The sequence below is a fragment of the Sphingomonas sp. CFBP 8765 genome (assembly GCF_014841445.1).
Lineage (GTDB): Bacteria > Pseudomonadota > Alphaproteobacteria > Sphingomonadales > Sphingomonadaceae > Sphingomonas > Sphingomonas aerolata.
In genome coordinates, this window is sequence record NZ_JACYTY010000002.1 from 1 (window position 1) to 26,446 (window position 26,446).

Below are 26,446 nucleotides of genomic sequence, written 5' to 3' on the forward strand. Positions count from 1 at the left end.
GGTGACACCCCTCTAGGCCCACTCCCCAATCCCGTCAAACGCAAATTTCACTTTTATGGCAATTTTCTTCATTTCGACCGACTTACGCCCCCAGGCAGCGTGTGTGGGCCGTGCAGGGCACGACGACGACGCCCCTGCGTGCCAGCAAGGGACGCGACGCGGCATCCTCGCGCAGCTTTCTTAAGTGCTTGTGAAGCGCAGGCGATTATAGGGCCGGTCCGATGACCACGCCGATTCCCAGCGCCCCGCCGGCGGCAGACCCGCTGGCGGCCCGGCCGCCCGACGGGCCGATCGACGGCTTGGCCGCCCCGGCGCCGCTCGCCGGACAGGTCCGCAGCGCGCTGATCTGGCGGTCGGGAAGCCAGATCGTCGCGCAACTCGTCCAGTGGAGCGCCACCTTCCTGGTGATCCGCATCCTTGCGCCCGCCGATTACGGGCTGTTCGCGATGTGCCAGGTGATCCTGACCTTCATGGCGATGCTCAACGGCTATGGCCTGGCGAGCGGGCTGATCCAGCAGGCGACGATCAGCCGCCACGAGGTGCGCCAGCTCTTCGGCATGCTGATCCTGCTCAACGCGACGCTGGCCACAGCGCAGCTGGTGCTCGCGCCGCTCGCCGCGGCCTATTACCGCCAGCCGGTCGTCGCCGACATGCTGCGCGTCCAGGCGCTGCTCTATCTCACCACGCCGTTCATCGCCCTGCCCTATGCGCTGCTGTCACGCGCGATGGATTTTCGCCATCAGGCCAAGGCGAACATCACCGCCTCGATCGCCTCGGCGAGCACCGCGCTCGGCGGCGCGCTCTACGGACTGGGAGTATGGACGCTCGTCATCGCCCCGCTCGTGCTGTTCGCGGTCCGCGGTACGATGATGACGTGGAGCGCGCGGTCGCTGGTCTGGCCGAGCTTCGACTTTCGCGGCGCGGGCCGGATCGCGCGCTATGGCGGGGTGATGGCGGCGAGCCAGCTCTTCTGGTTCCTGCAGAGCCAGGCCGATGTGTTCATCGCCGGGCGCCGGTTCTCGCCGCACATGCTCGGCATCTACACGACCAGCCTGTTCCTCACGCAGATCTTCGTCAGCAAGTTCGTGCCGCCGCTCAACGAAGTCGCCTTTTCCGCCTATGCGCGGATGCAGGCGGATCCCGACGCGATCGGACGGGCGTTCGTCAAGGGCGTGCGGCTGGTGATGATCGTCGCCATGCCCTTCTATCTCGGGCTCGCGGTCACCGCCGAGCCGCTGGTGCTGACCGTGCTCGGCGAGAAATGGGTCGAGACCGCACCGATCGTCCGGCTGCTCGCGCTGGCGATGCCGTTCATGACGCTCCAGGTGCTGCTGACCCCCGCCTCCGATGCGCGCGGGCGACCGGGTATCGGCGTGCGCAACGGCGCGACCGGCGCGGCGATCCTCGGCACCGCGTTCCTGATCGGGGTTGAGTGGGGGCCGACCGGGCTCGGCCTCGCCTGGATCGCGGCCTATCCCCTCTATTTCGCGATCAGTGCGTGGCGGAGCCTGCCGGTGATCGGCGTCCCCGCACGTGCGGTCGCCCGCGCGGTCGCGTCGCCCGCGCTGGCCGCGATCGCGATGGCGCTCGCGGTCTGGCTGGTCGATCAGCGCCTGCCAGTGCTCGATCCGGTCTGGCGACTCGCGGTGCTGCTCGCGGTCGGCGGCGTAGTCTATGCGGGCGGGATGCTCGCCTTCGCGCGCGCGGCGCTGGGCGAGCTCGTCGCAGTGCTGCGCAAACGCCCCGTTACGCCCTGACCGGGTCCGCGGGTCAGGCGGACTGGATATAGGCGCGCATCGCCGCGGCATCCGCCTCGATCCGGTCGATCCGGAATTTGACGAGATCGCCGATCGAGACGAAGCCGACGAGCTGATCATGGTCGATCACGGGCAGATGCCGGATCCGCCGCTGAGTCATCAGCGACAGCGCGCCGATCACCGATTCGGTCGGCGCGACCGATTTGACCGCGCGCGTCATCACGTCGCCGATCCGCTGCGTCAGCGCGCCCGCGCCCTTGGCCTGCAGGCAATGGATCACGTCGCGCTCGGAAAATATCCCGACCACGCGGCCGTCGTCGAGCACCGGCGCCGCGCCGATCCGCTGTTCCGCGAGCATCGCCACCGCGTCCGCGACGCTCGCATCGGGGTGCAACGACAGCACCATGTCCGCGCGCGTGCCGTCACCGGTCCGCCGCTTCGTCTCGAGGATCGTCGCGATCGTCATCTCCGCCTCTCCTTGTCGCGTCTCCATGCGCGTGGCTTGAGAAAACCATGTTTGCGCGGCAATGAAAAGCGATGACCGATCCTTCTGCCGAGACACCGACCGGACTCGACGATCCTCACTATGCCGCGTTCGCCTGGGGCCGGTTCCGGACGATCATAGCGTGGATGATTCTGGCGGCAGCGATCTGCGCCGCGGGCGTCATCGTCGCGATGGCGCATCTTCAGGGGGCGCTGCACCTCGTGACGATGCTCGCGATTCTCGGTGGGGTCGGCGGATCGGTGATCATGGCCGGGCTGTTGATGGGGCTCGTCTTCCTGAGTTCGGGCAGCGGCCATGACGAGGACGTGACTCGGATCGACTAGCCGTCCGGGCGATGCGCGCGGCCGCGGGATGAAACGAAAAAAGGCCGATACCGCAGCGTCGCGGTACCGGCCTTTTTCGATTTTGCCGTCTGGCGCGACGGTCAGCCCGCCTCGACCTCGTCGGTGGCGACGCGGACGCGACGGCGACGCGGCTTTTCCGCAGCTGCGCCGTCCGCCGAAGCGTCGGTAGCTGGTGCGGGTGCCGAGGCCGAGATGCCGAGCGATGGCGGCAGCCGGTCTGCGTCGAACGCCGCGGGTGCGGCATCGTCCGTGGCGACCGGCGCGTCGAGACTGCGGTCGCGACGCGGGCGACCACGACGGCGGGGCTGCTCCTCGCCCGAACCGTCCGACGCGGGCGCCGGGGCGCTCGCGGCCGCGGCGTCGACCGGCTCGCCCATGGACTGGGGCGCGGACGACCGGTCGTCGGACGTGGCTGCGTCGGGCGTGGCCGGCGTTACGCTGCGCGCGGCGACCTCTTCCATGCGCTCGCCCTGCTGCTCGGACTCGGCCTGGACCGGACGCGCGGCGCGTGGCGTGCGACGGATGGTGTCGCGGCGCGGGGCATCGCGATACTCGTCACGGCCCTGGTTTTCGCGAGGCTGGGCCTCGCGCTGCTGGCCTTGCTCGTCACCGGGCTGTTCGTCGCGCGACTGCGTCATCCGCGGGCCGCGAGCCTCGCCACGCTGGCCCTCGTTGCGGTTCGCGTCGTAGCGTGGGCGATCGTCCCGCTGCGAGCGGTCGTCGCGACCCTGGCCATCACGGCCCTGACTATCACGGCCCTGACTCTCACGGGGCGCGCGGGCGTTCGAATACTGGCCATTGGACTGGCCGCCATTCGCCATCGCCGCCTGGTCGCCGGATCCCTGCTGGCCGTTTTGCTGCCCGTGCTGCTGGCCGTTCTGCTGGCTGCCCTGCTGCTCGCCCGAGCGGATCGGTTCGCCCTCGTCGCCATAATCGTCGTCGCCGTCGAGATCGAACGGCTGCTGGCGACGCGGCTGCTGCTGCGCCTGGGGCTGGCTCTCTTCGAAGCGCGCGCGGGTTTCGCTCAGCACGCGGAAATAATGATCCGCGAACTGCAGATAATATTCGATGTTGACGCGGTCGCCCTGCATCTGCGCGTCGCGCGCCAGGTTCTTGTACTTCTCGTACAATTGGCTCGCGTTGCCGCGCGCGCGGCTGTCGATGCGGTTGCCGGTGTCGCGGCCACCCTGGCCACCACCACCGCCGCCGCCTTGGCGTTGACCGCCACCGCCGCCACCGCCGCCATTATTATTGTTGCCACGACCGCGACGGCGGCCGGCTTGCCGGTTGTTGATCAAGCTTGTGTCCTCAGTCGTCGAACCAAAATCTGGTCGTGCTCCGAAATGCGGTGCAAACCCCCCGCCGCGCACCGATGACGATGCGTCGGACTTGCCAGGGCCGCCGGACTGCAGCGACTTTAAGGCGAAGGATGCGGGTCAACGCTCAAAAACGACCAAGTTGTCGAGATTGCGTGCCCCTGCCCACGTGATAGCGGCCCGGAAGGGCCTCCCACAAGCGAAATATGCGGCGGCAGGCCATAATCGTCAAGTCGCGCCGGTCATCGCGCAAGCAGGACACGCGGGTTTCCGCCATAATCATGATGTAGCGCAACGTGCAGCCCCTGCGCCTCGAGCAGCACCGAGACCGGCGCCGCCTGCGTCGCGCCGATCTCGATCACCGCCGCGCCGCCGGGCGCGATCAGCGCGGGGAGCTGCGCCGCGAGGATCCGGTAATCGTCGAGCCCGTCCGCGCCTGCGAACAGCGCCGCATGCGGTTCGTGATCGCGGACCTCGGGCGGCAGCGTCTCGGCGGTACCGATATAGGGCGGGTTGGCGAGGATCAGGTCGAACCGCCCCTCGATCGCGTCCGCCCAGCTGCCACGCACGAACTGCGCCCGATCCGCCATGCCGAGTGCCGCCGCATTGGCGCGCGCATAGCCGAGCGCGTCCGCCGAAAAGTCGATGCCGAGACCGCGCGCGGGCCATTCGTCGAGCGCGGCGAGCAACAGCGTGCCGGGGCCGGTGCCGAGATCGAGGATCGTCGCGGGCGCACGACCGGCAAAATGCGCCTGCGCGGCGATCAGCAGCGTCTCGCTGTCCGCGCGGGGTACCAGCGCCCCCGGCCCGACCGCAAGATCGATCGACCAGAAGCCGCGCGTGCCGGTGATATAGGCGATCGGCTCATGCCGGAGACGACGCTCGACGAGCGCAGCGAACCTGGCGGGGACGGCGTAGCGGTCGGGATCGAGCAGGATCGCGTTCCCCTCGACGCCCAGCGCATGCGCCATCAGCAATTCAGCGTCGAGGCGGGGGGTGGCGGAGAAGGCGAAGCGCGTGGCCGCCGTGGCGAGGGCCTGACGTACCCCCCCGCCCGCTTGCGGGAGGGGGTTGGGGGGTGGGCTCGCGCTCACCGCGGTCGCACTGTCGGCGATGTGTCGAAAGACCGGAACGCGGCGCCTTCCTGGAACACGCCGCGCGCCCACCCCCCGGCCCCCTCCCGCACGCGGGATGGGGGGGAGCAGCCAGGCTCAGCCATCCAGCTGCGCCAGCCGGTCCGCCTCGTCCTGCGACACCAGCGCGCCGATCAGCTCGCCCATATCGCCCGCGACGATTTCCGGCAGCCGGTGCAGCGTCAGGTTGATGCGGTGATCGGTCACGCGGCCTTGCGGAAAATTATACGTCCGGATCCGCTCCGATCGATCCCCCGACCCGACCATCGACTTGCGCGCACCCGCACGCTCGGCATGCAACCGGTCGCGCTCCGCCTCGTACAGCCGCGTCCGCAGCACGCGCAAAGCCTTCGCCTTGTTCTTGTGCTGCGACTTCTCGTCCTGCTGGATCACCGTCAGCCCGGTCGGGATATGGACGATCCGCACAGCAGAGTCGGTCGTGTTGACCGACTGGCCGCCCGGCCCCGACGAGCGATAGACGTCGATGCGCAGGTCCTTGTCGTCGATCTTGACGTCGACCTCCTCCGCCTCGGGCAGCACCGCGACGGTCGCCGCCGAGGTGTGGATCCGGCCGCCCGCCTCGGTCGCGGGCACGCGCTGGACGCGGTGGACGCCGCTCTCGAACTTCAGTTTCGCGAACACGCCCTGCCCCGTCACGCTGGCGACGACTTCCTTGAATCCGCCCGCGTCGGACGACGATCCCGAGATCAGTTCGACCCGCCAGCCCTGCGATTCGGCATAACGCTGGTACATGCGGAACAGGTCGCCCGCGAACAGCGCCGCCTCGTCGCCGCCAGTGCCGGCGCGCACCTCGAGCATCGCCGAGCGCTCGTCCGCGGAATCGCGCGGCAGCAACGCGAGCGCGAGCTTGCGGTCCGCGGTCTCGAGCAGCGTGCGGTTCTCGTGCAGCTCCTCCGACGCCATCGCGCGCAACTCGTCATCGGCATCCTCGGCCATGAAGGCGAGGCTTTCGGCCTCCTGCCGCAGCCGCCGCACTTCGGTCGCCGCCTGCGCGACGGGTTCGAGCTCGGCATATTCCTTCGACACCGCGACGAAGCGGTCGGACGGCAGGTCGCCGGTCGACATCAGCGCCTGCAACTCGTCCCGCCGCGCCTCGATCGCGCGGATCCGGTCCGGGGAGATCTGGGTCATGCGGACGCTCCCTCTTGCGTCATCCCAGCGAACGCTGGGATCCAGGGTGACCGGGCGCAGCCTTCATGGCGCTGGATCCCGGCCTGCGCCGGGATGACGGGGAGGCTCAACGCAGCGCCTCCGCCAGATCGGCGAACGCGACCTCGGTCTGCGTGCCGGTCGCGAGCGCTTTCACCGCGCCCACGCCCTTGGCGAGTTCGTCATCGCCAAGGATGATCGCAAACCGCGCGCCGAGCGCATCCGCCTTCGCCATCCGCGCCTTCATCTTGCCCTTGTACGCCATCTCGACCGCGACGCCCGCACGCCGCAGGTCCGCGACGATGCCGGTCGCGCGCGCTTCGGCCGCGGCACCCATCGGCACGACCACCGCGTCGATCCCGGCCGCCGCCGGCTCGTCGAGCAACATCGCCAGCCGCTCGACCCCCGCGGCCCAGCCGACACCCGCCGTCTCGGGCCCGCCGAGCGACCCGATCAACCCGTCATAGCGCCCACCGGCCAGCACCGTCCCCTGCGACCCCAACCGGTCGGTCACGAACTCGAACGCGGTGTGGCGGTAATAATCGAGCCCGCGCACCAGCCGCGCATTGCGCTCCCACGCGACGCCCGCGGCATCGAGCCCGGCGGTCACCGCATCGAAGAACGCGCGCGCCTCGGGCGTCAGATACGCGTCGATATCGGGGGCGCTGTCCGCGATCGGCCGGTCCTTCGGATCCTTCGAATCGAGGATCCGCATCGGGTTCTTCTCGAGCCGCGTCAGGCTGTCCTCGGACAGCTCACCGCGATGCGCCTCGAAATGCGCGACCAGCGCCGCGCGCCAGGCTTCACGCGTCTCGGCATCGCCCAAAGTGTTCAGCTGCAGCGTCACCCCGTCCGCAATGCCGAGCTCGCGCAGCAGCTGGTCCGCCAGCACCAGCAGTTCGACGTCCGCCGCGGGCTCGGCCGCGCCGATCACCTCGGCGTCGATCTGGTGGAACTGCCGGAACCGCCCCTTTTGCGGGCGTTCATAGCGGAACACCGGGCCGCTCGTCGTGATCTTGAGCGGCGCGAACTGCTGCCAGCCCTCGGTCAGATAGGCACGCGCGATCCCGGCGGTGAATTCGGGCCGCAGCGTCAGCGAATCCCCGCCGCGATCCTCGAATGTGTACATCTCCTTCGACACGACATCGGTCGTCTCGCCGAGCGAGCGCGCGAACACCGCGGTGGATTCGAACACCGGGATGTCGATCCGCTGAAAGCAATACAGCGCACGCACGCGTTCGAAGGTGCTGAGAACATGCGCGAAACGGCGCTGCTCGTCGCCGAAGATGTCCTGAGTGCCGCGGATGCGACGCGGGGTTTCTGTTCTGGCCATGATGCGCGCGTATCTAGGCGACGTGCCCGCGAAGCGCTAGCGCCGTCACATGAGCAACGACGTCCGCTATTGGGGGCTCGGCCGGCGCATCGCCCCGCCGCGCTTCGTGCTGTTTGCATGCGTCTTCGCGATCGGCCTCGTCGCGCTGATCCCCCGACTGGGGCTGGGCCGCGGCACGATGGCGGCGTTCGATATCGCCGCGGTCCTGTTCCTCGCCACCGTCGCGACCTTGTTCGGCAACGCCACCGCGGAGCGGATGCGGCGCTATGCGGACGAGAACGACGCCAACCGCACGGTGCTGCTCGCGTTCAGCGGGACGATCCTGATCGTCGTGCTCGTCGCGGTGGCGAAGGAATTGCAGGGCAAGACCGATCTCGTCGCGGTCCTGATCTCGGTCACGACCCTGGTGCTCGCCTGGCTGTTCTCGAACATGGTCTACACGCTGCATTACGCGCATCTGTTCTACAGCGACGCCGCGGATGGCAGCGACGCGGGCGGGCTGGACTTCCCCTCCTGCGCCGAGCCCGATTACTGGGACTTCGCCTATTTCGCCTTCACGCTCGGCATGACCTTCCAGACCTCCGACGTCGAGATCACGTCGCGGCGCGTGCGCAAGGTCGCATTGGGCCAGTGCATGGCCGCGTTCGTCTTCAACATCGGCGTGCTCGCCTTCACCATCAACGTGCTCGGCAGCAGCTGACCCTGCCCCTTCCGTCATCCTGACGAAAGTCAGGATCCAGAGCCATAAACACCACCGCCCGTAACCCTGGATCCTGACGTTCGTCAGGATGACGGCGCATGTGGCAAAGCGCGACGCACCAAACGCCTGCGACGCGAAACTATACACCCCGGCAAAGGGCTGGACGACTGCCCTTTCTGCCGCTTACACCTTGACCATCGTCTCTCTGCCGGAAGGCCTTTTCCTTGATCCGCAAGCTTCTCGTCGCATCCCTGCTCGCGTCTGCACTTCCCGCGGTCGCGCAAGTCCCCGCCGGCAACACCGCACCACAGCCGGTGCCGTTCGTCGACACGATCCCCGCCGCGCAGGACACGCCCTATCCCGGCACGATCCTGCTCGACATCGACGCGACCGATACCGAGCGCGGCATCTTCCGCGTCAAGGAGACGATCCCCGTCGCCAAATCGGGCAAGATGGCGCTGCTCTTCCCGAAATGGCTGCCCGGCAACCATGCGCCACGCGGCGAGATCGAGAAGCTCGCCGGGCTGGTGATCCGCGCGAACGGCCGGATCCTTCCCTGGACGCGCGATCCGGTCGACGTCTACGCCTTCCACATCGACGTCCCCGCGGGCACCAAACAGCTCGACGCGACCTTCCAGTTCATCTCCGCGACCAAGGCGGACCAGGGCCGTGTCGTCATGACGCCGACGATGATCAGCCTCCAGCCGAACTCGGTCAGCCTCTATCCCGCCGGCTATTATACGCGTCAGATCCCGGTGAAGATGACCGTCACCTATCCGACCGGCTGGACCGCCGCGGGTGCGGTCCCCGCCAAGGTGTCGGGCGCGACCTATGCCTATGACCGGACCAATTACGAGATCCTCGTCGATTCGCCGATCCTCGCGGGCAAGTACGGCAAGGTCTGGCCTTTGAGCCCGAAGGTCGACCTCAACGTCTTCGCCGACACCCCCGACCAGCTCGCCGCCAAGCCCGAACAGATCGATGCACACAAGCGTCTCGTCGATCAGGCCGCGCGCACCTTCGGCGCCGAGCATTATGATCATTACGAGTTCCTGCTCTCGATCACCGATCAGCTCGGCGGGATTGGCCTCGAACATCATCGCAGCTCGGAAAACGGCGTCCGCCCCGGCTATTTCACCGAATGGGAGACGGGCGCGTCGGCCCGCAACCTGCTGCCGCACGAATTCACGCACAGCTGGGACGGCAAGTTCCGCCGCGGCGCCGACCTGTGGACGCCCGATTTCCGCACGCCGATGCGCAACTCGCTGCTCTGGGTCTATGAGGGCCAGACGCAGTTCTGGGGCTATGTGCTCCAGGCGCGCTCGGGTCTGGTCAGCAAGCAGGACACGCTCGACGGCTATGCCTCGATTCTGGGCACCTACGACACCGCGCAGGGTCGCCAGTGGCGCCCGCTGATCGACACCACCAACGATCCGGTCATCTCGTCGCGCCGTCCTAAGGGCTGGACCAGCTGGCAGCGCTCGGAGGATTATTACAACGAAGGGCTGATGGTCTGGATGGAGGTCGACGCGATGCTCCGCCAGAAGTCGGGCGGCACCAAGTCGATCGACGATTTCGCGCGAGCCTTTTTCGGCATCCGCAACGGCGATTATGGCGAGGTCACCTACACGTTCGACGACGTCGCCAAGACGCTGAACGGCATCCTGCCCTATGACTGGGCGGGCTTCCTCAACACGCGGCTGACCGAGACGGGCAAGCCCGCGCCGATCAACGGCTTTGCGATGAACGGCTACAAGCTGGTCTATGGCCCCGTGCAGAGCCCGTATCTGAAGCAGGCGGAGAAGAGCCGCGGCACCGATGTCAGCTATTCGCTGGGCTTGGTGATGAACAAGGACGGCGTCGTGACTGCCTCGATCTGGGACAGCCCCGCGTTCCGCGCCGGGATCGACGTCGGCACCGAAATCGAGGCGGTCAACGGCGAGTCCTACTCGTCGGACCGCATGAAAGCGGCAATTCTCGCGGCCCAGGGCACAAAGCTGCCGATCCGTCTGACTGTAAAAAACAACGAGCGATTCCGCGACGTCTCGCTCGATTACCATGACGGCCCGCGCTATCCGCGGCTCGAGAAGGTCGGTACAGGTGACGGCGGACTGGACAAGTTGCTGATGCCGCGCTGACAGTTCTGATATTTTTCCGGTGCCGGCCGCCTCCCCACGGGGAAGCGGCCGGCACCGCCATTTCTGAAAGGACCGCCATGCGTATCGACCTCATCCCGACGGGCAAGAATCCGCCCGAAGATCTGAACGTCATCATCGAAGTGCCGACCGGCGGCGAGCCCGTGAAGTACGAGTTCGACAAGGCCTCGGGCGCGCTGTTCGTCGACCGCATCCTGCACACGCCGATGCGCTACCCCGCCAATTACGGCTTCGTGCCGCACACGCTCAGCCCCGATGGCGACCCGCTCGACGCGCTCGTGATCGCGCGCTCGCCGTTCATCCCCGGCTGCGTCGTCCGCGCGCGCCCGATCGCGGTGCTCAACCTCGAGGACGAGGCCGGCGGCGACGAGAAGCTCGTCTGCGTCCCCGTCAACGACGTGTTCCCCTATTATTCGAACGTCGGCGGCCGTGCCGACGTGCCCGAGATCGTGTTCGAGCAGATCGAGCATTTCTTCACCCACTATAAGGACCTCGAGAAGAAGAAGTGGGTCCGCGTCGGCAAGTGGGGCGATGCCGAGGAAGCCAAGCGCATCACGATCGAGGCGATCGAGCGCTACGAAGAGGCCAAGAAGCAGGGCGACGAGCCCATGAACGCGGACGACGCCGCAGGCCGCTGATCACAAGCGACCGAAGTCGAAGCGGCGCGCACACGGCGCGCCTTTCGATTGCGCTCAGGGCGAACGGGGCCGCGAACTACGCCCCCCGTTCGTGCTGAGCGAAGTCGAAGCACCTGCCCCGCCCTTACGGCGCCGGCCGCTCCGCCTGCGCTTCCGCCAGGTACAGCGAGAACAACCCTGCCGGATCGGTCCATTCGCGGATCGGCGTCCACCCGCCTGACCGCAACAGGATTCGCGCATCACGCGACCCGTATTTGTGGCTGTTCTCGGTGTGGATCGTCTCGCCCGCGGCGATATCGAACGGCCGCCCCTCGATCGTGAACGCGGCATCGCGCTGCGCCTCGAGATGCATCTCGATCCGCGCGCGGTCGTCGTTCCACACCGCCATGTGCCGGAACGCCTCAACCGGCACGTCGGCGTCGAGCTCGCGGTTGATCCGCTCGAGCAGGTTCATGTTGAACGCCGCGGTCACGCCCTGCGCATCGTCATAGGCGGGGACCAGCACCGCTGGATCCTTGATCCGGTCCATCCCGATCAGCAGCATCGCGCCGATCCCGAGCGACGCGCGCATCGCCTTCAACAGGTCGACCGCCATCAGCGGGATCATGTTGCCGATCGTCGACCCCGGAAAGAAACCGAGCTTGGGCGTGTCCGCGATCGTCTTCGGCAATGCGAGCGGCCGCATGAAATCCGCCTCGAACGGCAGGACCAGCAGCTCGGGGAATTGCGCCGCAAGCACGCGCGACGATTCGCGCAGGAAATCGCCCGAGATATCGATCGGCACATAAACCGACGGCGCCACCGCGCTCAGCAGGATCGGCGTCTTGGTCGACGACCCCGACCCGAATTCGACCACCGCACGTCCCGCGCCGGCAATCTCGGCGACCTCGGGGCAGGCGGTCTCGAGGATCGAGCGCTCGGTCCGCGTCGGATAATATTCGGGCAGGTCGGTGATCGCCTCGAACAGCTCCGACCCGCGCCGGTCGTAGAACCAGCGCGCCGGAATCGCGCGCGGCCGCCGTTCCAGCCCGGCGAGCACGTCCGCCCGGAACGCAGGATCGGCCAGACTCTGCTCGCCGTCTTCGATTTCACGCTTCAACATCAGATATCCTTGGCGAGCCGGACGCCGGTGAACTGCCAGCGCTGGTGCGGGTAGAAGAAATTGCGGTAGCTCGCCCGCGCATGGCCGCGCGGCGTCGCGCAGCTCCCGCCGCGCAGCACGAACTGACCGCTCATGAACTTGCCATTATACTCGCCGACCGCCCCCTCGACCGCGCGGAAGCCGGGATAGGGCCGATAGGCGCTCCCCGTCCATTCCCAGACGTCGCCGAAAAAGGCCGGGTCGCCCGCGCGCGCCGGCCGCGGCTCGACCGGGCCCGCCGCATCCATCTGATTGCCGCCATCGCCGGCATAGTCCGCCGCAACGGCCTCCCATTCGGCCTCGGTCGGCAGCCGGACGCCCGCCCAGCTGGCATAGGCGTCCGCCTCGTAGAAGCTGACATGCGTCACCGGCGCCGCCGGATCGATCGCGCGCCGCCCGTCGAGCCCGAACCGCGTCCAGCCCCCGTCGCGCTCTTCCCAGTACATCGGCGCGACGATGCCCTCCGCCTTCACCCAGGCCCAGCCATCGGCGAGCCAGTGGCGCGGCTCGCTATAGCCGCCATCGGCAATGAACGCCGCCCATTCGCCATTGGTCACCGTCCGGTCGGCGATCGCGTGGCGCGCGAGCAGCGTGTCGTGCCGCGGCGTCTCGCAATCGAACGCGAAGCCGTCGCCGTCATGCCCCATCCGCGCGATCCCGGCGTCGCGTTCGATCCAGCCGATCGCGCCCGGCATCTCGACCGGCACCTTGCGCGGCGCAGCCCAGACCGCGGGCTCGAGCGGATTTTCCGAAAACAAATGGAGGATGTCGGTCACCAGCAATTCCTGGTGCTGCTCCTCGTGATGGCAGCCCAGCGCCACCAGCTCGCGCGCCGCCTCGGGCAGGTCGGGCAGCGCCGCGATCAGCGCCGCATCGACATGCACGCGGTACGCGCGGACCTCGTCGAGCGTCGGCCGCGTGATCATCCCGCGCCGGTCGCGCGCATGCCGCCGGCCTTCGGCCTCGTAATAGCTGTTGAACAGGAACGGGAAGCGTTCGTCGTGCAGCCGGTAGCCCGCGACATGATCGCGCAGCACGAACGTCTCGAAGAACCAGCTGGTATGCGCGAGATGCCATTTGGTCGGCGACGCGTCGGGCATCGACTGCACCGTCGCATCCGCATCCGACAGCGGCGCGGCCAGCGCGATCGACAGGTCGCGCACGGCGGCGAACCGCGCACCGAGCGCGTCTGTATCAGGCAGGGTCGCAGGATTATGGGTGGGGACGGGGTTCGGCATCGACTGTCCTCGTGCGGGCGATGCACGCGGCATGACCCCTTATAAAAGGATGCAGCGATACGGAGCGCTATCCGCGCGTTGCCCCCGGTCGCCAAAGAACGTCGCTCGCCCCGTTTTGGTTCACCGCACGCGCGGCGACGAACAGGAAATCCGACAAGCGGTTAACATACGCTAATGCCAGCGGATTGATCGGGTCGTCGACCGCGACCACCGCGCGCTCGGCGCGGCGCGTGATTGCGCGCGCCAGATGCAGCGCCGCGGCACCCGGCGATCCACCCGGCAGGATGAAGCTGGTCAGCGGCGCCATCTGCGCGGTCATCGCGTCGATCTCGCCTTCGAGCCGCTCGACCTGCGAACCGATGATCCGCAGCGTCATTTCGGACGGCGCGAAATCCTCGCCCGGCGTCGCGATGTCCGCGCCGAGATCGAACAGGTCGTTCTGGATCCGCTCGAGCGCTCGGCCAAGCGGATGATCGCCCAGCGCCACCGCGGCCACGCCGATCGCGCTGTTCGCCTCGTCGACATCACCGATCGCCTGCATCCGCGGGCACGCCTTGGACACGCGCGATCCGTCGACCAGCCCCGTGGTCCCCGCGTCGCCGGTCCGCGTGTAGATCTTGTTCAGCTTTACCATAACGTTAGGCCCTTCGGGCTCAGGTCCGGCCCGCGGCAAACAGGATCAGCACGACGATCAGGATCGCGATCGCCTGAAAGAAGATGCGCTGCTGCATCATCCGGTTCGATTTCAGCGACGCGGCGCTCGGCCCCCCGTCCTTCACCTGCGCCGACTGGTCCTGCAGGAACGTCACCACCCCGCGCACCAGAGCAACGAGCGTCGCGATCATCGCCGCGATCAGGAGGATGACGAGGAAGGTGTTCATGACGACAATCTAGGCATGCGCGCGCCGCCCCGCAATGGCCGTTCCGCCGGTCGTCGGACAAGCCTCGAAACGGGCGGAATTCTACGCTGACAGCCCCGATCTTCCCGGCTAGCATCGTGACAAATGGGGGAATGAGTATGCGTAACGGACGGATCGGCGCCAGCCTGGCGATGCTGGCTATGTTGAGTGCGTGCGGCGGAGACTCCGGCGCGGTGTCGGGATCGACCGGCGGGACGCCCGGGGTGTCCACCCCGACCACCGGCACGACCACCCCGACGACCGTCGCCGGGTGCAGCCTGCGTGAGCGGCAGGACTGGGCCGCGGCGCAGCTGCGCGAATGGTATCTGTTCCCCGAGACGCTGCCCGCCAGCCTCGACCCGACGCCCTATACGACCGTCGACGCCTATATCGATGCGCTCACCGCGACCGCGCGCGGCCAGCGCCGCGACCGCTATTTCACCTATCTGACGTCGATCAAGGAGGAGGACGCCTATTATGAGGCGGGGTCCAATGCCGGCTTCGGCTTCCGTCTCGGCATCGATGGCAGCGGGCGGCGCGCCTATGTCATCGAATCCTTCGAAGGCGGCGCCGCGCTGGCGGCGCAGGTCGATCGCGGTGCGGAAATCGTCGCGATCGGGACCAACGCCAACACGCTGCGGACCGTCAGCGCGATCTTTGCCGCAGAGGGCAGCGCGGGCGTCTCGACCGCGCTCGGCCCGGACACGGTCGGCACCAGCCGCGTGCTGCAGATCCGCGACGCGCAGGGGACGCGCGACATCACGCTGACCAAGACCGATTTCGCGCTGCTCCCGGTCTCCAGCCGCTACGGCGCGAAGGTCATCGCCGATGGCGGCCGCAACTATGGCTATATCAACCTCCGGACCTTCATCTCGACCGCCGACCCCGCGCTGCGCGCCGCCTTCGCCAGCTTCCGCGCGCAGAACGTCACCGATATCGTCATCGACCTGCGCTATAATGGCGGCGGGCTGATCTCGATCGCGGAGCTGATGACCGACCTGCTCGGTCGCAACCGCGCGACCTCCGAAGTCTCGAGCTACACGACCTTCCGCACCGAAAAATCCGCCAACAACACGACGCGCTTCTTCGCGCCGCAGCCCGAATCGATCGCGCCGACGCGCGTCGCGTTCATCGGCACGGGCGGGACCGCCTCGGCGAGCGAACTCGTCATCAACGCGATGATCCCGTATCTGCACAGCGCTGCCGGGCTGATCGGCACGAACACCTATGGCAAGCCCGTCGGCCAGATCGGGCTCGACCGCGCTGCCTGCGACGACCGTCTGCGCGTGGTCGCACTCTCGACGCAGAACGCCGCACGCCAGGGCGCCTATTATGACGGGCTCGCCGGCACGGTCGAGGCAAGCTGCCGCGCCGAGGACGACATCCGCTATCCGCTCGGCGACCCGCGCGAAGCCTCGACGCGGCAGGCGATCGACTTCCTCGCCGGCCGCAGCTGCCTGCCCGTCACCGCAACCGCAGCCACCGCGTCCGCCCGCACCAGCACGCCCACGCCGACGACCGACCTCCCCACGCGCGCGCTGCTGATCCCCGACCACCCCACCACCCCGCAACGCGAAGTCCCCGGCCTCTATTGATCCGTCCGGCGCGACGGGGCCGGGTCACCCCACCCACCCCGTCAATCCCGCTGACCCCGTCCTCCGCGCTCACCCACCCACCCCGTCACCCTGACGAAAGTCAGGGCCCAGAGCCAAACACGCCGCCCCCCGGTAACCCTGGATCCTGACTTTCGTCAGGATGACGAGGGGCATCGCCAGCGCCCCACCACCCCCACCCGTCATCCTGACGAAAGTCAGGATCCAGAGCCAAACACGCCGCACGTCGTAACCCTGGATCCTGACTTCCGTCAGGATGACGGCGAATAGGGCGCATCCCCCGCCAGCATCGCCCGCACCCCCGCGGCAACCGCGAGCCCGTCCTCCCCCCGTTCGCGCATCGCCGCGAGCGAGGGCGCGCCGGTGCGCTTGGCGAGCCGCGCGCCATCCGCCCCCAGCATCAGCGGATGGTGATGGTAGCGCGGCGTCGGCAGCCCCAGCAGCGCCTGCAACAGCCGGTGAATGTCGGTCGCCGCGAACAGGTCGTCGCCGCGCACCACGTCGGTGACACCCTGCGCCGCATCGTCGAGCGTCACCGCGAGATGATAGCTGGCGGGCGCGTCCTTGCGCGCGAGCACCACGTCGCCCTGCGCCGCCGGATCGGCCCGCACCGTCCCCGCCCGCGCATCCACCCAGTCGAGCGGTCCCGTGACGCTGAGCGCCGCGGCCATGTCGAGCCGCCAGCAATGCGCCTCGCCCATCCGCGCCGCGACCTCGGCGGGCGCCAGCTTCCGGCACGTCCCCGGATAGACCGCGGCGTCTCCGGCATGCGGCGCCGACAGGCTCGCCGCGATCTCCGCGCGCGTACAGAAACACGGATAGAGCAGCCCGCGCGCGTTCAATCCATCGAGCGCCGCCTGATAGGATGCGAGCCGCGCCGACTGATGCGACAGATCGTCCCAGTCCAGCCCCAGCCAGCGCAGATCCTCCACGATTCCCGCGACATGCTCGGGCCGGCTGCGGCCCATGTCGATGTCCTCGATCCGCAGCAGGAACCGCCCGCCCCGCGCCCGCGCAAAATCGTGCGCGCGGATCGCCGACAACGCATGGCCGAGGTGCAACCGCCCGGTCGGACTGGGCGCGAACCGCGTCGTGACGAATTCGGCGCTGTTCACTGGACTTGACCCCATGTCCCGCGCCGTGCTGTCATGACCCTGTCATGCCGGTGCGCGAAAGCGCGTCCGGGACTTTTGTGGGAGGAGCCGTGTTTCACCCCGACCTGATACGCCACCCGGATGGATGTCCGGCGCTCGTGCTCAACGCCGATTATACGCCGCTCTCCTATTATCCGCTCAGCGTCTGGCCCTGGCAGACCGCCGTGAAGGCTGTCTTCCTCGATCGCGTCGATATCGTCGCCAATTACGAACGCGAGGTGCGCAGCGCCAGCTTCGCGCTCAAGCTCCCATCGGTGATCGCGCTCAAGCAATTCGTCAAACCGTCGCAATTTCCCGCCTTCACCCGTTTCAACCTGTTCCTGCGCGACAAGTTCACCTGCCAATATTGCGGCAAGCTGCGCGATCTCACCTTCGACCATGTCATTCCCCGCGCGCAAGGCGGGCGCACCACCTGGGAAAATGTCGTCACCGCCTGTGCGCCGTGCAACCTCAAAAAGGGCGGGCGCACCCCGCGCCAGGCCGCGATGCCGCTCCATCTCGAGCCGATCCGCCCGACCAACTGGCATCTGCACGAACATGGCCGCAGCTTCCCGCCGAATTATTTGCACGAAACCTGGCATGATTGGCTCTACTGGGACATTGAACTCGAAGCGTGACCGTCCGGCCGCGCAGCATTGTGCGGGAGACGGGTCGATGCGGGTGATGATGGGTGTGATCGCGGCGGGACTGATTGTCGCAGGGTGCGGCGACAAGGACGCGCAGCGCGCAGAGGCGGATGCCGGCGCGGTTGGCTTCGTCCCCCCCTCGGTCACCTCGCGGCTCGATTTCGGCGCCAGCATGGAACGCCGCTTCCGCACGCTCGATCGCAACGCCGATGATCGCATCACCAAGGACGAGCTGCCCTCCCCCAATGCGCGGATCAAGGCGTTCGACCGCAACAAGGACGGCGTGATCACCGAGGTCGAGTGGAGCGAGGGCACGTTGCGATGGTTCGACCGGATGGACCTGAACCACGACGGCACCGTCACCTCCGAAGAGCGCGCCGAAGCCCGCAAGCGCGAGGGGCGATGATCGTCAGTAATTTTATGTCCTGACCGCACGCCTTCAGGCGCGGATTTCATCGCCGATTGCGGGTTCGGCGGTTGACCTGATCCCTGTCGCAGCGCAGCAAGGCGCATGGCCAGTCTTCCCGCAATCGCGAACAATTCCGACATCCGTTTCCTCGGCACGCTGCTCGGCGACGTCATCCGCAGCTATGGCGGACCGCGTCTGTTCGAGGCGACCGAGACGATCCGCAAGGCCTCGGTCGAGCGACACCGCGGCCTCGCCGAGGGCCGGACCGACGATCACGCCGCGGTCGATCTCAGCCTCGAAAAGCTCAGCCTCGACGAGACGCTCGATTTCGTCCGCGGCTTCATGCTGTTCTCGATGCTCGCCAATCTGGCCGAGGACCGGCAGGGGATCGCGGCGGAACACGGCGCCGACCTCGCCTCCGCGATCGCGCAGCTCGAAGCCGAGGGGATCGACCGGACGCAGGTCCGCGCGCTGCTCGACCATGCGCTGATCGTCCCCGTGCTCACCGCGCACCCGACCGAGGTGCGGCGCAAGAGCATGATCGACCACCGCAACCGCATCGCCGAGCTGCTCGCGCTGCGCGATGCGGGTCGCGACACCACCCCCGATGGCGACCGGGTCGACGACGCGATCCTGCGCCAGATCGCATTGCTGTGGCAGACGCGCGTGCTGCGCCGCGACCGGCTCTACGTCACCGACGAGGTCGATACCGCGCTCAGCTATCTGCGCGACGTCTTCCTCCCCGCTTTGCCCGCGCTCTACCAGCGCTGGGATCGCGCGCTCGGCGAACGCACGCCGAGCTTCCTCAAGCCCGGCAGCTGGATCGGTGGCGACCGCGACGGCAATCCCTATGTCACCGCCGATTCGCTCAAGACCGCGCTCGCCCGCGCCAGCGAGGCGGTGCTCGGCTATTATTGCCAGGCGGTCCACGCGCTCGGCGCCGAGCTCTCGATCTCGACCGAGCACGCCGTCGCCGACCCCGCGGTCGAGGCGCTCGCTGCGGCAAGCGGCGACGACGCCACCAGCCGCGCCGACGAACCCTATCGCCGCGCCTTGTCGGGGATCTATGCGCGCCTCGCCGCGACGCAGCAGAAACTGACCGGCAAGGCCGCGCCGCGCCCCGGCCGCCTCACCGGCGCGCCCTATGCCAGCCCGGCCGATCTGCGCGCCGATCTCGTCACGCTCGCGCACGGACTCGGCACCGCGCTCAAGACCGGCGGCGCGCTCGGCCGGCTGATCCGCGCGGTCGAGACGTTCGGCTTCCACCTCGCCACGCTCGACCTGCGCCAGAACAGCGCGGTCCATGAACGCGTCGTCGCCGAACTGCTCAAGGTGTCGGGCGTCGAGCCGGACTATCTCGCGCTCGACGAGGACGCGCGCGTCGCGCTGCTCCGCCGCGAACTTGCCAATGCGCGTCCGCTCACCACCCGCTTTGCCGCCTATAGCGACGAGACCGCGGGCGAGCTCGCCATCCTCCAGGCCGCCGCCGACGCGCATGCCGCCTATGGCCCCGCCTGCATCACCAACTACATCGTCTCGATGGCGCAGTCGGTCAGCGACCTGCTCGAGGTGAATTTGCTGCTCAAGGAGGTCGGGCTCTACCGCCCCGGCGACACGCCCAGCGCGGCGATCATGGCGGTGCCGCTGTTCGAGACGATCGGCGATCTCGAGGCCGCACCCGCGGTCATGACCGCCTGGTTCGCGCTGCCCGAGATCGCGACGATCGCCAAGGCGCGCGGTCATCAGGAGGTGATGATCGGCTATTCTGACAGCAACAAGGATGGCGGCTACCTCACCTCCACCTGGCAATTGTCCAAGGCCTCGACCGCGCTCAGGCCCGTGTTCGAGCAGGCGGGCGTCGGCATGCAGCTGTTCCACGGCCGCGGCGGCGCGGTCGGGCGCGGCGGCGGCTCGGCCTTCGCGGCGATCCGCGCGCAACCCGGCGGCACCGTGCAGGGCCGCATCCGCATCACCGAACAGGGCGAGGTGATCGCCGCCAAATACGGCACGCGCGACGCCGCGATGACCAATCTGGAGGCGATCGCGTCGGCCACGTTGCTCGCCAGCCTCGAACCCGAACGCCTGTCGAACGCCGACACCACGCGCTTCTGCGCCGCGATGGACTGGCTCAGCGACACCGCGTTCCACAGCTATCGCGACCTCGTCTACGGCACTGTCGGCGGCGACGAGCGCGGCTTTCGCACCTTCTTCCGCCAGATGACGCCGATCGCCGAGATCGCCGGGCTCAAGATCGGCAGCCGTCCCGCCAGCCGCACCAAGTCCGACCGGATCGAGGATCTGCGCGCGATCCCCTGGGTGTTCAGCTGGGCGCAGGCGCGCGTCATGCTTCCCGGCTGGTACGGCGTCGGCCAGGCGCTCGCCGGGTTCGAGGACAAGGCGCTGCTGCGCGACATGGCGCAGGGCTGGCCGCTCTTCGCCTCCGCGCTCGCCAATCTCGAGATGGTGCTGGCCAAGTCCGACATGGCGATCGCCGCACGCTATGCCGGGCTGGTCGAGGATCCGGCGCTGCGCGACACCGTCTTCGGCCGGATCCGCGACGGCTGGCAGCAGACGCATGACGGGCTGCTCGATGCGACCGGCCAGTCGCGCCTGCTCGAAAAACACCCCGCGCTCGAAGCTTCGATCCGCCTCCGCCTGCCCTATATCGAACCGCTCAACCTGCTTCAGATCGAACTGATCAAGCGCCGCCGCGCCGGTGAAGAGGATGCACGCATCGGCGAAGGCATCCTCCTGTCGATCAACGCGATCGCGACGGGCCTGAGAAACTCAGGCTAACTCCCTCTCCCCTTGGGGGAGAGGGAAGGGGCCCGCGGCCCTTGCCGCGGGAAGGGTGAGGGCCAGTGAGGCCAAAACCCTCACCCCAAACCTTCAGCCCGCCCCTTCAAAAAACGGCGCCGCAATCTCCGGCCGCACGCGCAGCAACCGCCCGCTCGCCCGGTCGAGCAGCGCCCAGGTCGTCACCGCGTCCAGCTTCACGCGCCCGTCATCGCCGACGAACCGCACATGCCGGTCGAACCGAGCGCCCTTCGGCCCGCCCTCGACCCAGGTCTCGCCGGTCACGGTCTCGCCCGCGACCACGCTGCCGCGATAGTCGATCTCGTGCCGCGTCACGACCCAGACATAGGCGGCCTTGTGCTCGGCGGGCGCGACCGCCTCCCAATGCGCGGTCGCGATCCGCTGGATCCACTGGACCCAGACCGCATTGTTGACGTGCCCCAGCTCGTCGATATCCGCCTCGGCCGCGGTGATCGTCATCGTGAAGGTCATGCGCTGCGCTCCCGCCATTTCCGCCACGCGAACCAGCCGCCGCCGACCAGCAGCAGCGCCGCCGCGCCGAGCAGGATCAGCCGCCCGGTGTCGATCCGCCCCAGCATCTCCTCGATGACATTGCCGAACGCATAGCCGATCGCGCTGAACACACAGCCCCACACGATCGCCGCGGCGAGGTTCACCGCCAGGAACACGCGCTGCGAAATCCGGCTCGTCCCGATCGCAATTGGGCTGACCGTGCGGATTCCGTAGACGAAGCGATAGGCGAAGATGAACCGCCGCGGATAGCGTTCGAGCAGGTCGATCGCGCGCGCATAGGCCGACCGCCGCCGGATCGCCGCAACGGGGCGCGACTCGCGGAAATACCGCCCGCCCGCAAAGAACAGCTGGTCCGCAACGAACGACCCGATCACCGCCGCCGCCATCGCGCCCGCCAGCGACACCAGCCCCTGATGCGCCAGCACCCCGCCCGTCACGACCGCCGCCTCCCCCTCGACCCCTGCCCCGAGAAAAATCGCCACGACGCCGTACCGCGCCACCAACGTCTCGATCGTCACGCGGCGACCGACCTTTGTTCACGCGAAGGCGCGAAGGCGCGAAGAAGGGTGGTTCGCGCAGAGGCGCAGAGGACGCTGAGAATGGTGTGCATCTTCTCTCTGCGTCCTCCGCGTCTCCGCGCGAAAACTCTAAATCTTCGCGCCTTCGCGCCTTCGCGCGAACCAAGAATCATCCCGCGACGCCCAACTGCCACAGCACGAACGCATGCTCCTCCGCCGCCTCGCGCAGCGACTCGAACCGGCCCGACTTGCCGCCATGCCCCGCGCCCATGTTCGTCTTGAGCAACAGCACATTGTCGTCGGTCTTCATCAGGCGCAGCTTGGCCGCCCATTTCGCGGGCTCCCAATAGGTCACGCGCGGATCGTTGAGCCCGCCGCTGATGAACATCGGCGGATAGGCCTGCGCCTTGACGTTGTCGTACGGCGAATAGGAGCGGATCAGCGCGAACGCCGCCGGATCCTCGATCGGATTGCCCCATTCGGGCCATTCCCCCGGCGTCAGCGGCAGCTCGGCGTCGAGCATCGTGTTGAGCACGTCGACGAACGGCACGTCGGCGATTACCGGGCCCCAGAGCGCGGGGTCGGAATTGACCACCGCCCCCATCAGCTCGCCGCCCGCAGACCGCCCCGCGATCGCGATCCGCCCCGCCGACGTCCACTTCGCGTCGACCAGCGCCTTGGCCACGTCGACGAAATCGTTGAACGTGTTCTCGCGCTTCTCCAGCTTGCCGTCGAGATACCATTGCTGGCCAAGGTCATCGCCGCCGCGGATATGCGCGATCGCATAGGCAAAGCCGCGGTCGAGCAGGCTCATCCGCCCGGTCGAGAAGCCCGGCGGGATCGCATAGCCGTAAGCGCCATAGGCATAGAGGAACACAGGCGCCGACCCGTCGCGCACGAACCCGGCCGGATAGACGATCGACACCGGAATCTCGGTGCCGTCCCGCGCGGTGATCTTCAGCCGCTCGGTCGCGTATTTCGCCGCGTCGTAACCGCTCGGAATCTCCTGCACCTTGAGCATCGTCCGCTCGCCGGTATCGACGTCATAATCGTACACCGTCCCCGGCGTGACCATCGACTCATAGCCGAGCCGCAGCACGGTCATGTCATATTCGGGATTATCGCCAAGCCCGGCGACATAGCTCGCCTCGGGAAACTCGATCCGCTTGCCCTCGGTCGGCGTCTCGTACCGGTGAATCGCGATCTGATCGAGCCCGTCCTCTCGCCCGTCGACCACGAAGAAGTCCTGATAGCACTCCACCCCGGTCATGTAGAAGGTCGGGCTGGCCGGGATCAGCTCGGTCCACGCGCCCGGCTCCTCGACCAGCGCGGTGCACAGGCGGAAGTTCGGATCGACGTCGTTGGTGTGGATGAACAGCGTCCCGTCATGCTCGTCGACGTCATATTCGCGGCCAACCTTCCGCGCGGACACCAGGATCGGTACCGCCAGCGGCTCGTGCGCGGGCAGCAGGTAGATCTCGCTCGTCACATGGTCGCTCGTCGCGATCACGATCCACTTGCGCGAACTCGTCTCGCCGACGCCGACGCGGAAGCCCTCGTCCTCCTCGTGGAACAGCACGACGTCGTCCGTGATCGGCGTGCCCAGCCGGTGGAACCGCGCATTGTCGGTCCGCCACTGCTCGTTCGCCAGACCGTAGAGGAAGCCCGCATCGTCCGCGGTCCAGACGATCTCGCTGAGCATCCCGGGGATGACGTCGGGCAGATGCTCGCCGGTGTTCAGGTCCTTGACCCGGACCTCGAACCGCTCGCTGCCATTGTCGTCGATCGCATAGGCGAGATAGCGCCCGTCATTGCTGACCGAGAACGCGCCGAGCCGGAAATATTCATGCCCCTCGGCGAGCGCGGGCTCGTCGAGCAGCAGCTCGTCCGGACCGCCCGCAACGGGCTTGCGCCACCATTTCTTGTACTGGCCGCCGGTCTCGTAGGCGGTCCAGTAAAGCCAGTCGCCGTCCTTTTGCGGGACCGAGGATTCGTCCTCCTTGATGCGTGCCTTCATCTCTTCGTACAACGTGTCGGTCAGCGCCTTGTGCGGCGCCATCTGCGCCTCGAAATAGGCGTTCTCGGCGGCGAGATACGCCAGCACGTCCGCGTCATCGACCTCGGGATAGTTGGGATCCTTCAGCCACGCATAGGGATCCTCGATCGTCACGCCATGCGCGGTGAAGCTGTGCGGCCGCTGCTCGGCACGCGGCGGCACGGATGGGGTCTCGGGCGAAGAGATGGCAGGGGAATTCATGGTCATCCCCCCTGTTACCGCCCCCACGACCGGAAGCCAACGCACCACGCCCGCGCCCCGGTTATCCTTCCCCCCGTCATCCTCCCCGTCATCCTGACGAAAGTCAGGACCCAGAGCCACAAGCGCCGAGGCCAATAACCTTGGGTCCTGACTTTCGTCAGGATGACGAACGGGGGGGGTGGCGGGGTGACGGCCCGACACCCCCGCAAGCAAACCCCGCTGTCCTACACGCCGCGTTTCTGTCACAACACGCGCCATGCCCTGTCCCGGCCCCAATTGCCCGCACACGCCCCGCCCGCGCGGCACCCGACCGGCACGCTGGACCTGACAACGCCGCATTTTTTGCTGCCAGCGTCTCAACATTCACAACATTCAGATCGACGAAAGCCCCGATGACCCGATCCAGCCCGACCCGACTCACCGCCCTGCGCGCCCATCTCGCCGCCGCCGGCCTCGACGGCTTCGTCGTGCCGCTGACCGACGAGCATATGAGCGAATATGTCGGCGGCTATGCGCAGCGGCTCGGCTGGCTGACCGGGTTCCAGGGCTCGGCGGGCAGCGCCGCGGTCCTTGCCGACCGCGCCGCGATCTTCACCGATGGCCGCTACACGCTCCAGGTCCGCGAACAGGTCGATGGCGATCACTGGGAATACGCCCCCGTGCCGCAGACCAGTGTCGCCGCCTGGCTCGGCACCCACGTCGCCGAGGGCGCGCGGATCGGCTATGACGCGTGGCTGCACACCAGCGCCTGGGTCGCCGAAGCCAGCGCAGTGCTCGCCGATCGCGGGGCTGAGCTCGTCGCGGTCGACGCCAACCCGATCGACGCGATCTGGACCGACCGCCCCGCGCCCTCGCCTGCGAAGATCACCATCCAGCCAGACGCGTTCGCCGGCGCCTCGTCCGCCGAAAAGCGCGCGCGGATCGCCGACTGGCTCGCCGAACAGCGCGCCGACGCGGTCGTGCTCTCCGCGCTCGATTCGATCGCCTGGACGCTCAACATCCGCGGCGACGACGTCAGCCACACCCCCGTCGCGCTCAGCTATGCGATCGTCGGCGCCGACGGCACCACCGACCTGTTCGTCGCACCCGAAAAGCTCGACGACACCGTCCGCCAGCATCTCGGCAACGCGGTCCGCGTCCATGACCGCACCGCGTTCCAGCCCGCGCTGCGCAACTATGCGGGCAAGCGCGTCGCCGCCGACCCCGAACGCGCCGTCGCCGCGATTTCCGACGCACTGATCGCGGGCGGGGCCAAGGTGCTCGCGCTGCGCGATCCCGTCGTGCTCGCCAAGGCGCTCAAGAACCCGGTCGAGATCGCCGGCCACCGCGCCGCCTCGGTCCGCGACGGCGCCGCGCTCGCGCGCTTCCTGCGCTGGGTCGAGACCGACTGCGCCGACGGCAGCGAGACCGAATTGTCCGCCACCGCGAAGCTGCTCGCCTTCCGCGAGGCGACCGGGCTGCTGAAGGACACGTCGTTCGACACGATCTCCGCGACCGGCGCGCACGGCGCCAGCCCGCACTACCACTGCACCGAAGAGTCGAACGTCCCCCTCGAGCCCGGCCAGCTCTATCTGGTCGATTCGGGCGGGCAATATGCCGACGGCACCACCGACGTGACGCGCGTCATGCCGATCGGCGCGCTCGCACCCGAACAGGGCAAGGAGCTCCGCGACCGCTTCACCCGCGTGCTCAAGGGCCATATCGCGATCGCGACCGCGGTCTTCCCCGACGGCACGCTCGGCGGCCAGATCGACGCGTTCGCCCGCCGTCCGCTCTGGGAGGCGGGGCTCGATTTCGCGCACGGCACCGGTCACGGTATCGGCGCCTATCTGGCGGTGCACGAGGGGCCACAGCGGATCGCCTCGCCCAACTACCCCGGCGGCGCGGCGATGGAGCCGCTGCGTGCCGGCATGATGCTCTCGAACGAGCCCGGCTATTACAAGGCGGGCGAATACGGCATCCGGATCGAGAATCTGCTGCTGATCGAACCGCGCACGATTCCCGGCGCGGACCGCGCGATGCTCGGTTTCGAGACGCTGACCTTCTGCCCGATCGAGCGCACGCTGATCGAGCCGTCGCTGCTCACCCACCCCGAACTCGCGTGGCTGAACGCCTATCACGCGCAGGTGCTGGACACGCTCTCGCCCGAAATGACCGGCGACGACCTCGCCTGGCTTCAGGCAAAATGCGCGCCGATCGGCTGACCGCC

At 68.0% G+C, this 26,446-nt stretch carries 23 protein-coding genes; 10 read left to right on the forward strand and 13 right to left on the reverse strand.

The annotated features are described in order from the left end of the window. Nucleotides 1–221 precede the first annotated feature (221 nt). Nucleotides 222–1,757 carry a lipopolysaccharide biosynthesis protein gene (locus IFT87_RS04490; protein ID WP_192007748.1) on the forward strand — a complete coding sequence of 512 codons (1,536 nt, stop codon included), beginning with the start codon at nt 222–224 and terminating at the stop codon, nt 1,755–1,757. A gap of 13 nt (nt 1,758–1,770) precedes the next feature. On the opposite strand, the gene IFT87_RS04495 is transcribed toward IFT87_RS04490, so the two are convergent. Next, nucleotides 1,771–2,223 (reverse strand): CBS domain-containing protein, encoded by a 453-nt coding sequence (locus IFT87_RS04495; RefSeq protein WP_031394021.1) that lies wholly within the window; start codon nt 2,221–2,223, stop codon nt 1,771–1,773. A gap of 71 nt (nt 2,224–2,294) precedes the next feature. Here IFT87_RS04495 and IFT87_RS04500 point away from each other — a divergent pair, with 71 nt between their 5' ends. Further along, a complete protein-coding gene (locus IFT87_RS04500) occupies nt 2,295–2,585 on the forward strand; it encodes a hypothetical protein (RefSeq protein WP_192007749.1) in 291 nt (96 codons plus the stop codon). 101 nt (nt 2,586–2,686) lie between these two features. Here the strand turns inward: IFT87_RS04500 and IFT87_RS04505 are convergent, their stop codons facing one another. The 4 genes from IFT87_RS04505 to hisS form a co-directional block, all read right to left on the reverse strand. Next, a complete protein-coding gene (locus IFT87_RS04505) occupies nt 2,687–3,904 on the reverse strand; it encodes a DUF4167 domain-containing protein (RefSeq protein WP_192007750.1) in 1,218 nt (405 codons plus the stop codon). Nucleotides 3,905–4,164: 260 nt separating this feature from the next. Further along, a complete protein-coding gene (gene prmC / locus IFT87_RS04510; protein WP_192007751.1) occupies nt 4,165–5,016 on the reverse strand; it encodes a peptide chain release factor N(5)-glutamine methyltransferase in 852 nt (283 codons plus the stop codon). A 117-nt stretch (nt 5,017–5,133) separates the two neighbouring features. Next, a complete protein-coding gene (gene prfA / locus IFT87_RS04515) occupies nt 5,134–6,207 on the reverse strand; it encodes a peptide chain release factor 1 (protein ID WP_037531654.1) in 1,074 nt (357 codons plus the stop codon). A 106-nt stretch (nt 6,208–6,313) separates the two neighbouring features. Continuing rightward, nucleotides 6,314–7,558, reverse strand: coding sequence for a histidine--tRNA ligase (gene hisS / locus IFT87_RS04520; RefSeq protein ID WP_107045049.1), 1,245 nt, complete (start codon nt 7,556–7,558; stop codon nt 6,314–6,316). A gap of 49 nt (nt 7,559–7,607) precedes the next feature. Between hisS and IFT87_RS04525 the strand changes: the two genes are divergently transcribed. From IFT87_RS04525 to ppa, 3 genes are all read left to right on the forward strand, one after another. After that, a complete protein-coding gene (locus IFT87_RS04525; RefSeq protein ID WP_192007752.1) occupies nt 7,608–8,258 on the forward strand; it encodes a DUF1345 domain-containing protein in 651 nt (216 codons plus the stop codon). Nucleotides 8,259–8,482: 224 nt separating this feature from the next. Then, complete coding sequence (locus IFT87_RS04530; RefSeq protein ID WP_107931320.1) at nt 8,483–10,396, forward strand: M61 family metallopeptidase; 1,914 nt, start codon at nt 8,483–8,485, stop codon at nt 10,394–10,396. 77 nt (nt 10,397–10,473) lie between these two features. Then, a complete protein-coding gene (gene ppa / locus IFT87_RS04535) occupies nt 10,474–11,052 on the forward strand; it encodes an inorganic diphosphatase (protein ID WP_031393175.1) in 579 nt (192 codons plus the stop codon). A 124-nt stretch (nt 11,053–11,176) separates the two neighbouring features. Here ppa and egtD read toward each other — a convergent pair whose 3' ends face one another. The 4 genes from egtD to IFT87_RS04555 all read right to left on the reverse strand — a co-directional run bounded on the left by egtD (nt 11,177) and on the right by IFT87_RS04555 (nt 14,312). Further along, on the reverse strand, nt 11,177–12,154 hold the full coding sequence (gene egtD, locus IFT87_RS04540; protein WP_192007753.1) for an L-histidine N(alpha)-methyltransferase: 978 nt from the start codon (nt 12,152–12,154) through the stop codon (nt 11,177–11,179). Beyond that, the gene (gene egtB / locus IFT87_RS04545; RefSeq protein ID WP_192007754.1) at nt 12,154–13,431 is read right to left on the reverse strand and encodes an ergothioneine biosynthesis protein EgtB; all 1,278 of its coding nucleotides are present in this window, start codon (nt 13,429–13,431) and stop codon (nt 12,154–12,156) included. The genes egtD and egtB overlap by 1 nt, the downstream gene beginning before the upstream one ends. A 67-nt stretch (nt 13,432–13,498) precedes the next feature. After that, the gene (locus tag IFT87_RS04550) at nt 13,499–14,065 is read right to left on the reverse strand and encodes a cob(I)yrinic acid a,c-diamide adenosyltransferase (protein WP_031395689.1); all 567 of its coding nucleotides are present in this window, start codon (nt 14,063–14,065) and stop codon (nt 13,499–13,501) included. A gap of 19 nt (nt 14,066–14,084) precedes the next feature. Beyond that, nucleotides 14,085–14,312 (reverse strand): twin transmembrane helix small protein, encoded by a 228-nt coding sequence (locus tag IFT87_RS04555; RefSeq protein WP_031395690.1) that lies wholly within the window; start codon nt 14,310–14,312, stop codon nt 14,085–14,087. A 137-nt stretch (nt 14,313–14,449) separates the two neighbouring features. On the opposite strand from IFT87_RS04555, the gene IFT87_RS04560 reads away from it, so the two are divergent. Continuing rightward, nucleotides 14,450–15,925 carry a S41 family peptidase gene (locus IFT87_RS04560; protein WP_244180484.1) on the forward strand — a complete coding sequence of 492 codons (1,476 nt, stop codon included), beginning with the start codon at nt 14,450–14,452 and terminating at the stop codon, nt 15,923–15,925. Nucleotides 15,926–16,194: 269 nt separating this feature from the next. Here IFT87_RS04560 and gluQRS read toward each other — a convergent pair whose 3' ends face one another. Continuing rightward, nucleotides 16,195–17,058: a tRNA glutamyl-Q(34) synthetase GluQRS gene (gene gluQRS / locus IFT87_RS04565; protein WP_342211129.1), complete on the reverse strand. Its 864-nt coding sequence runs from the start codon at nt 17,056–17,058 to the stop codon at nt 16,195–16,197. Nucleotides 17,059–17,147: 89 nt separating this feature from the next. Here gluQRS and IFT87_RS04570 point away from each other — a divergent pair, with 89 nt between their 5' ends. The 3 genes from IFT87_RS04570 (at nt 17,148) to ppc (ending at nt 20,928) form a co-directional block, all read left to right on the forward strand. Then, complete coding sequence (locus IFT87_RS04570) at nt 17,148–17,714, forward strand: HNH endonuclease (protein WP_031440448.1); 567 nt, start codon at nt 17,148–17,150, stop codon at nt 17,712–17,714. 37 nt (nt 17,715–17,751) lie between these two features. Continuing rightward, complete coding sequence (locus tag IFT87_RS04575; RefSeq protein WP_056409745.1) at nt 17,752–18,129, forward strand: EF-hand domain-containing protein; 378 nt, start codon at nt 17,752–17,754, stop codon at nt 18,127–18,129. A 105-nt stretch (nt 18,130–18,234) separates the two neighbouring features. After that, on the forward strand, nt 18,235–20,928 hold the full coding sequence (gene ppc, locus IFT87_RS04580) for a phosphoenolpyruvate carboxylase (protein ID WP_192007756.1): 2,694 nt from the start codon (nt 18,235–18,237) through the stop codon (nt 20,926–20,928). A 93-nt stretch (nt 20,929–21,021) separates the two neighbouring features. On the opposite strand, the gene IFT87_RS04585 is transcribed toward ppc, so the two are convergent. The 3 genes from IFT87_RS04585 to IFT87_RS04595 all read right to left on the reverse strand — a co-directional run bounded on the left by IFT87_RS04585 (nt 21,022) and on the right by IFT87_RS04595 (nt 24,237). Next, nucleotides 21,022–21,420, reverse strand: a complete 399-nt coding sequence (locus tag IFT87_RS04585) for an acyl-CoA thioesterase (RefSeq protein ID WP_192007757.1) — start codon at nt 21,418–21,420, stop codon at nt 21,022–21,024. Beyond that, nucleotides 21,417–21,980 (reverse strand): VTT domain-containing protein, encoded by a 564-nt coding sequence (locus IFT87_RS04590; RefSeq protein WP_192007759.1) that lies wholly within the window; start codon nt 21,978–21,980, stop codon nt 21,417–21,419. The genes IFT87_RS04585 and IFT87_RS04590 overlap by 4 nt, the downstream gene beginning before the upstream one ends. Nucleotides 21,981–22,149: 169 nt before the next feature. Then, on the reverse strand, nt 22,150–24,237 hold the full coding sequence (locus IFT87_RS04595) for a S9 family peptidase (protein WP_249403215.1): 2,088 nt from the start codon (nt 24,235–24,237) through the stop codon (nt 22,150–22,152). Nucleotides 24,238–24,629: 392 nt separating this feature from the next. Here IFT87_RS04595 and IFT87_RS04600 point away from each other — a divergent pair, with 392 nt between their 5' ends. Continuing rightward, nucleotides 24,630–26,441 (forward strand): aminopeptidase P family protein, encoded by a 1,812-nt coding sequence (locus IFT87_RS04600; RefSeq protein ID WP_031440849.1) that lies wholly within the window; start codon nt 24,630–24,632, stop codon nt 26,439–26,441. Nucleotides 26,442–26,446: the final 5 nt, after the last annotated feature.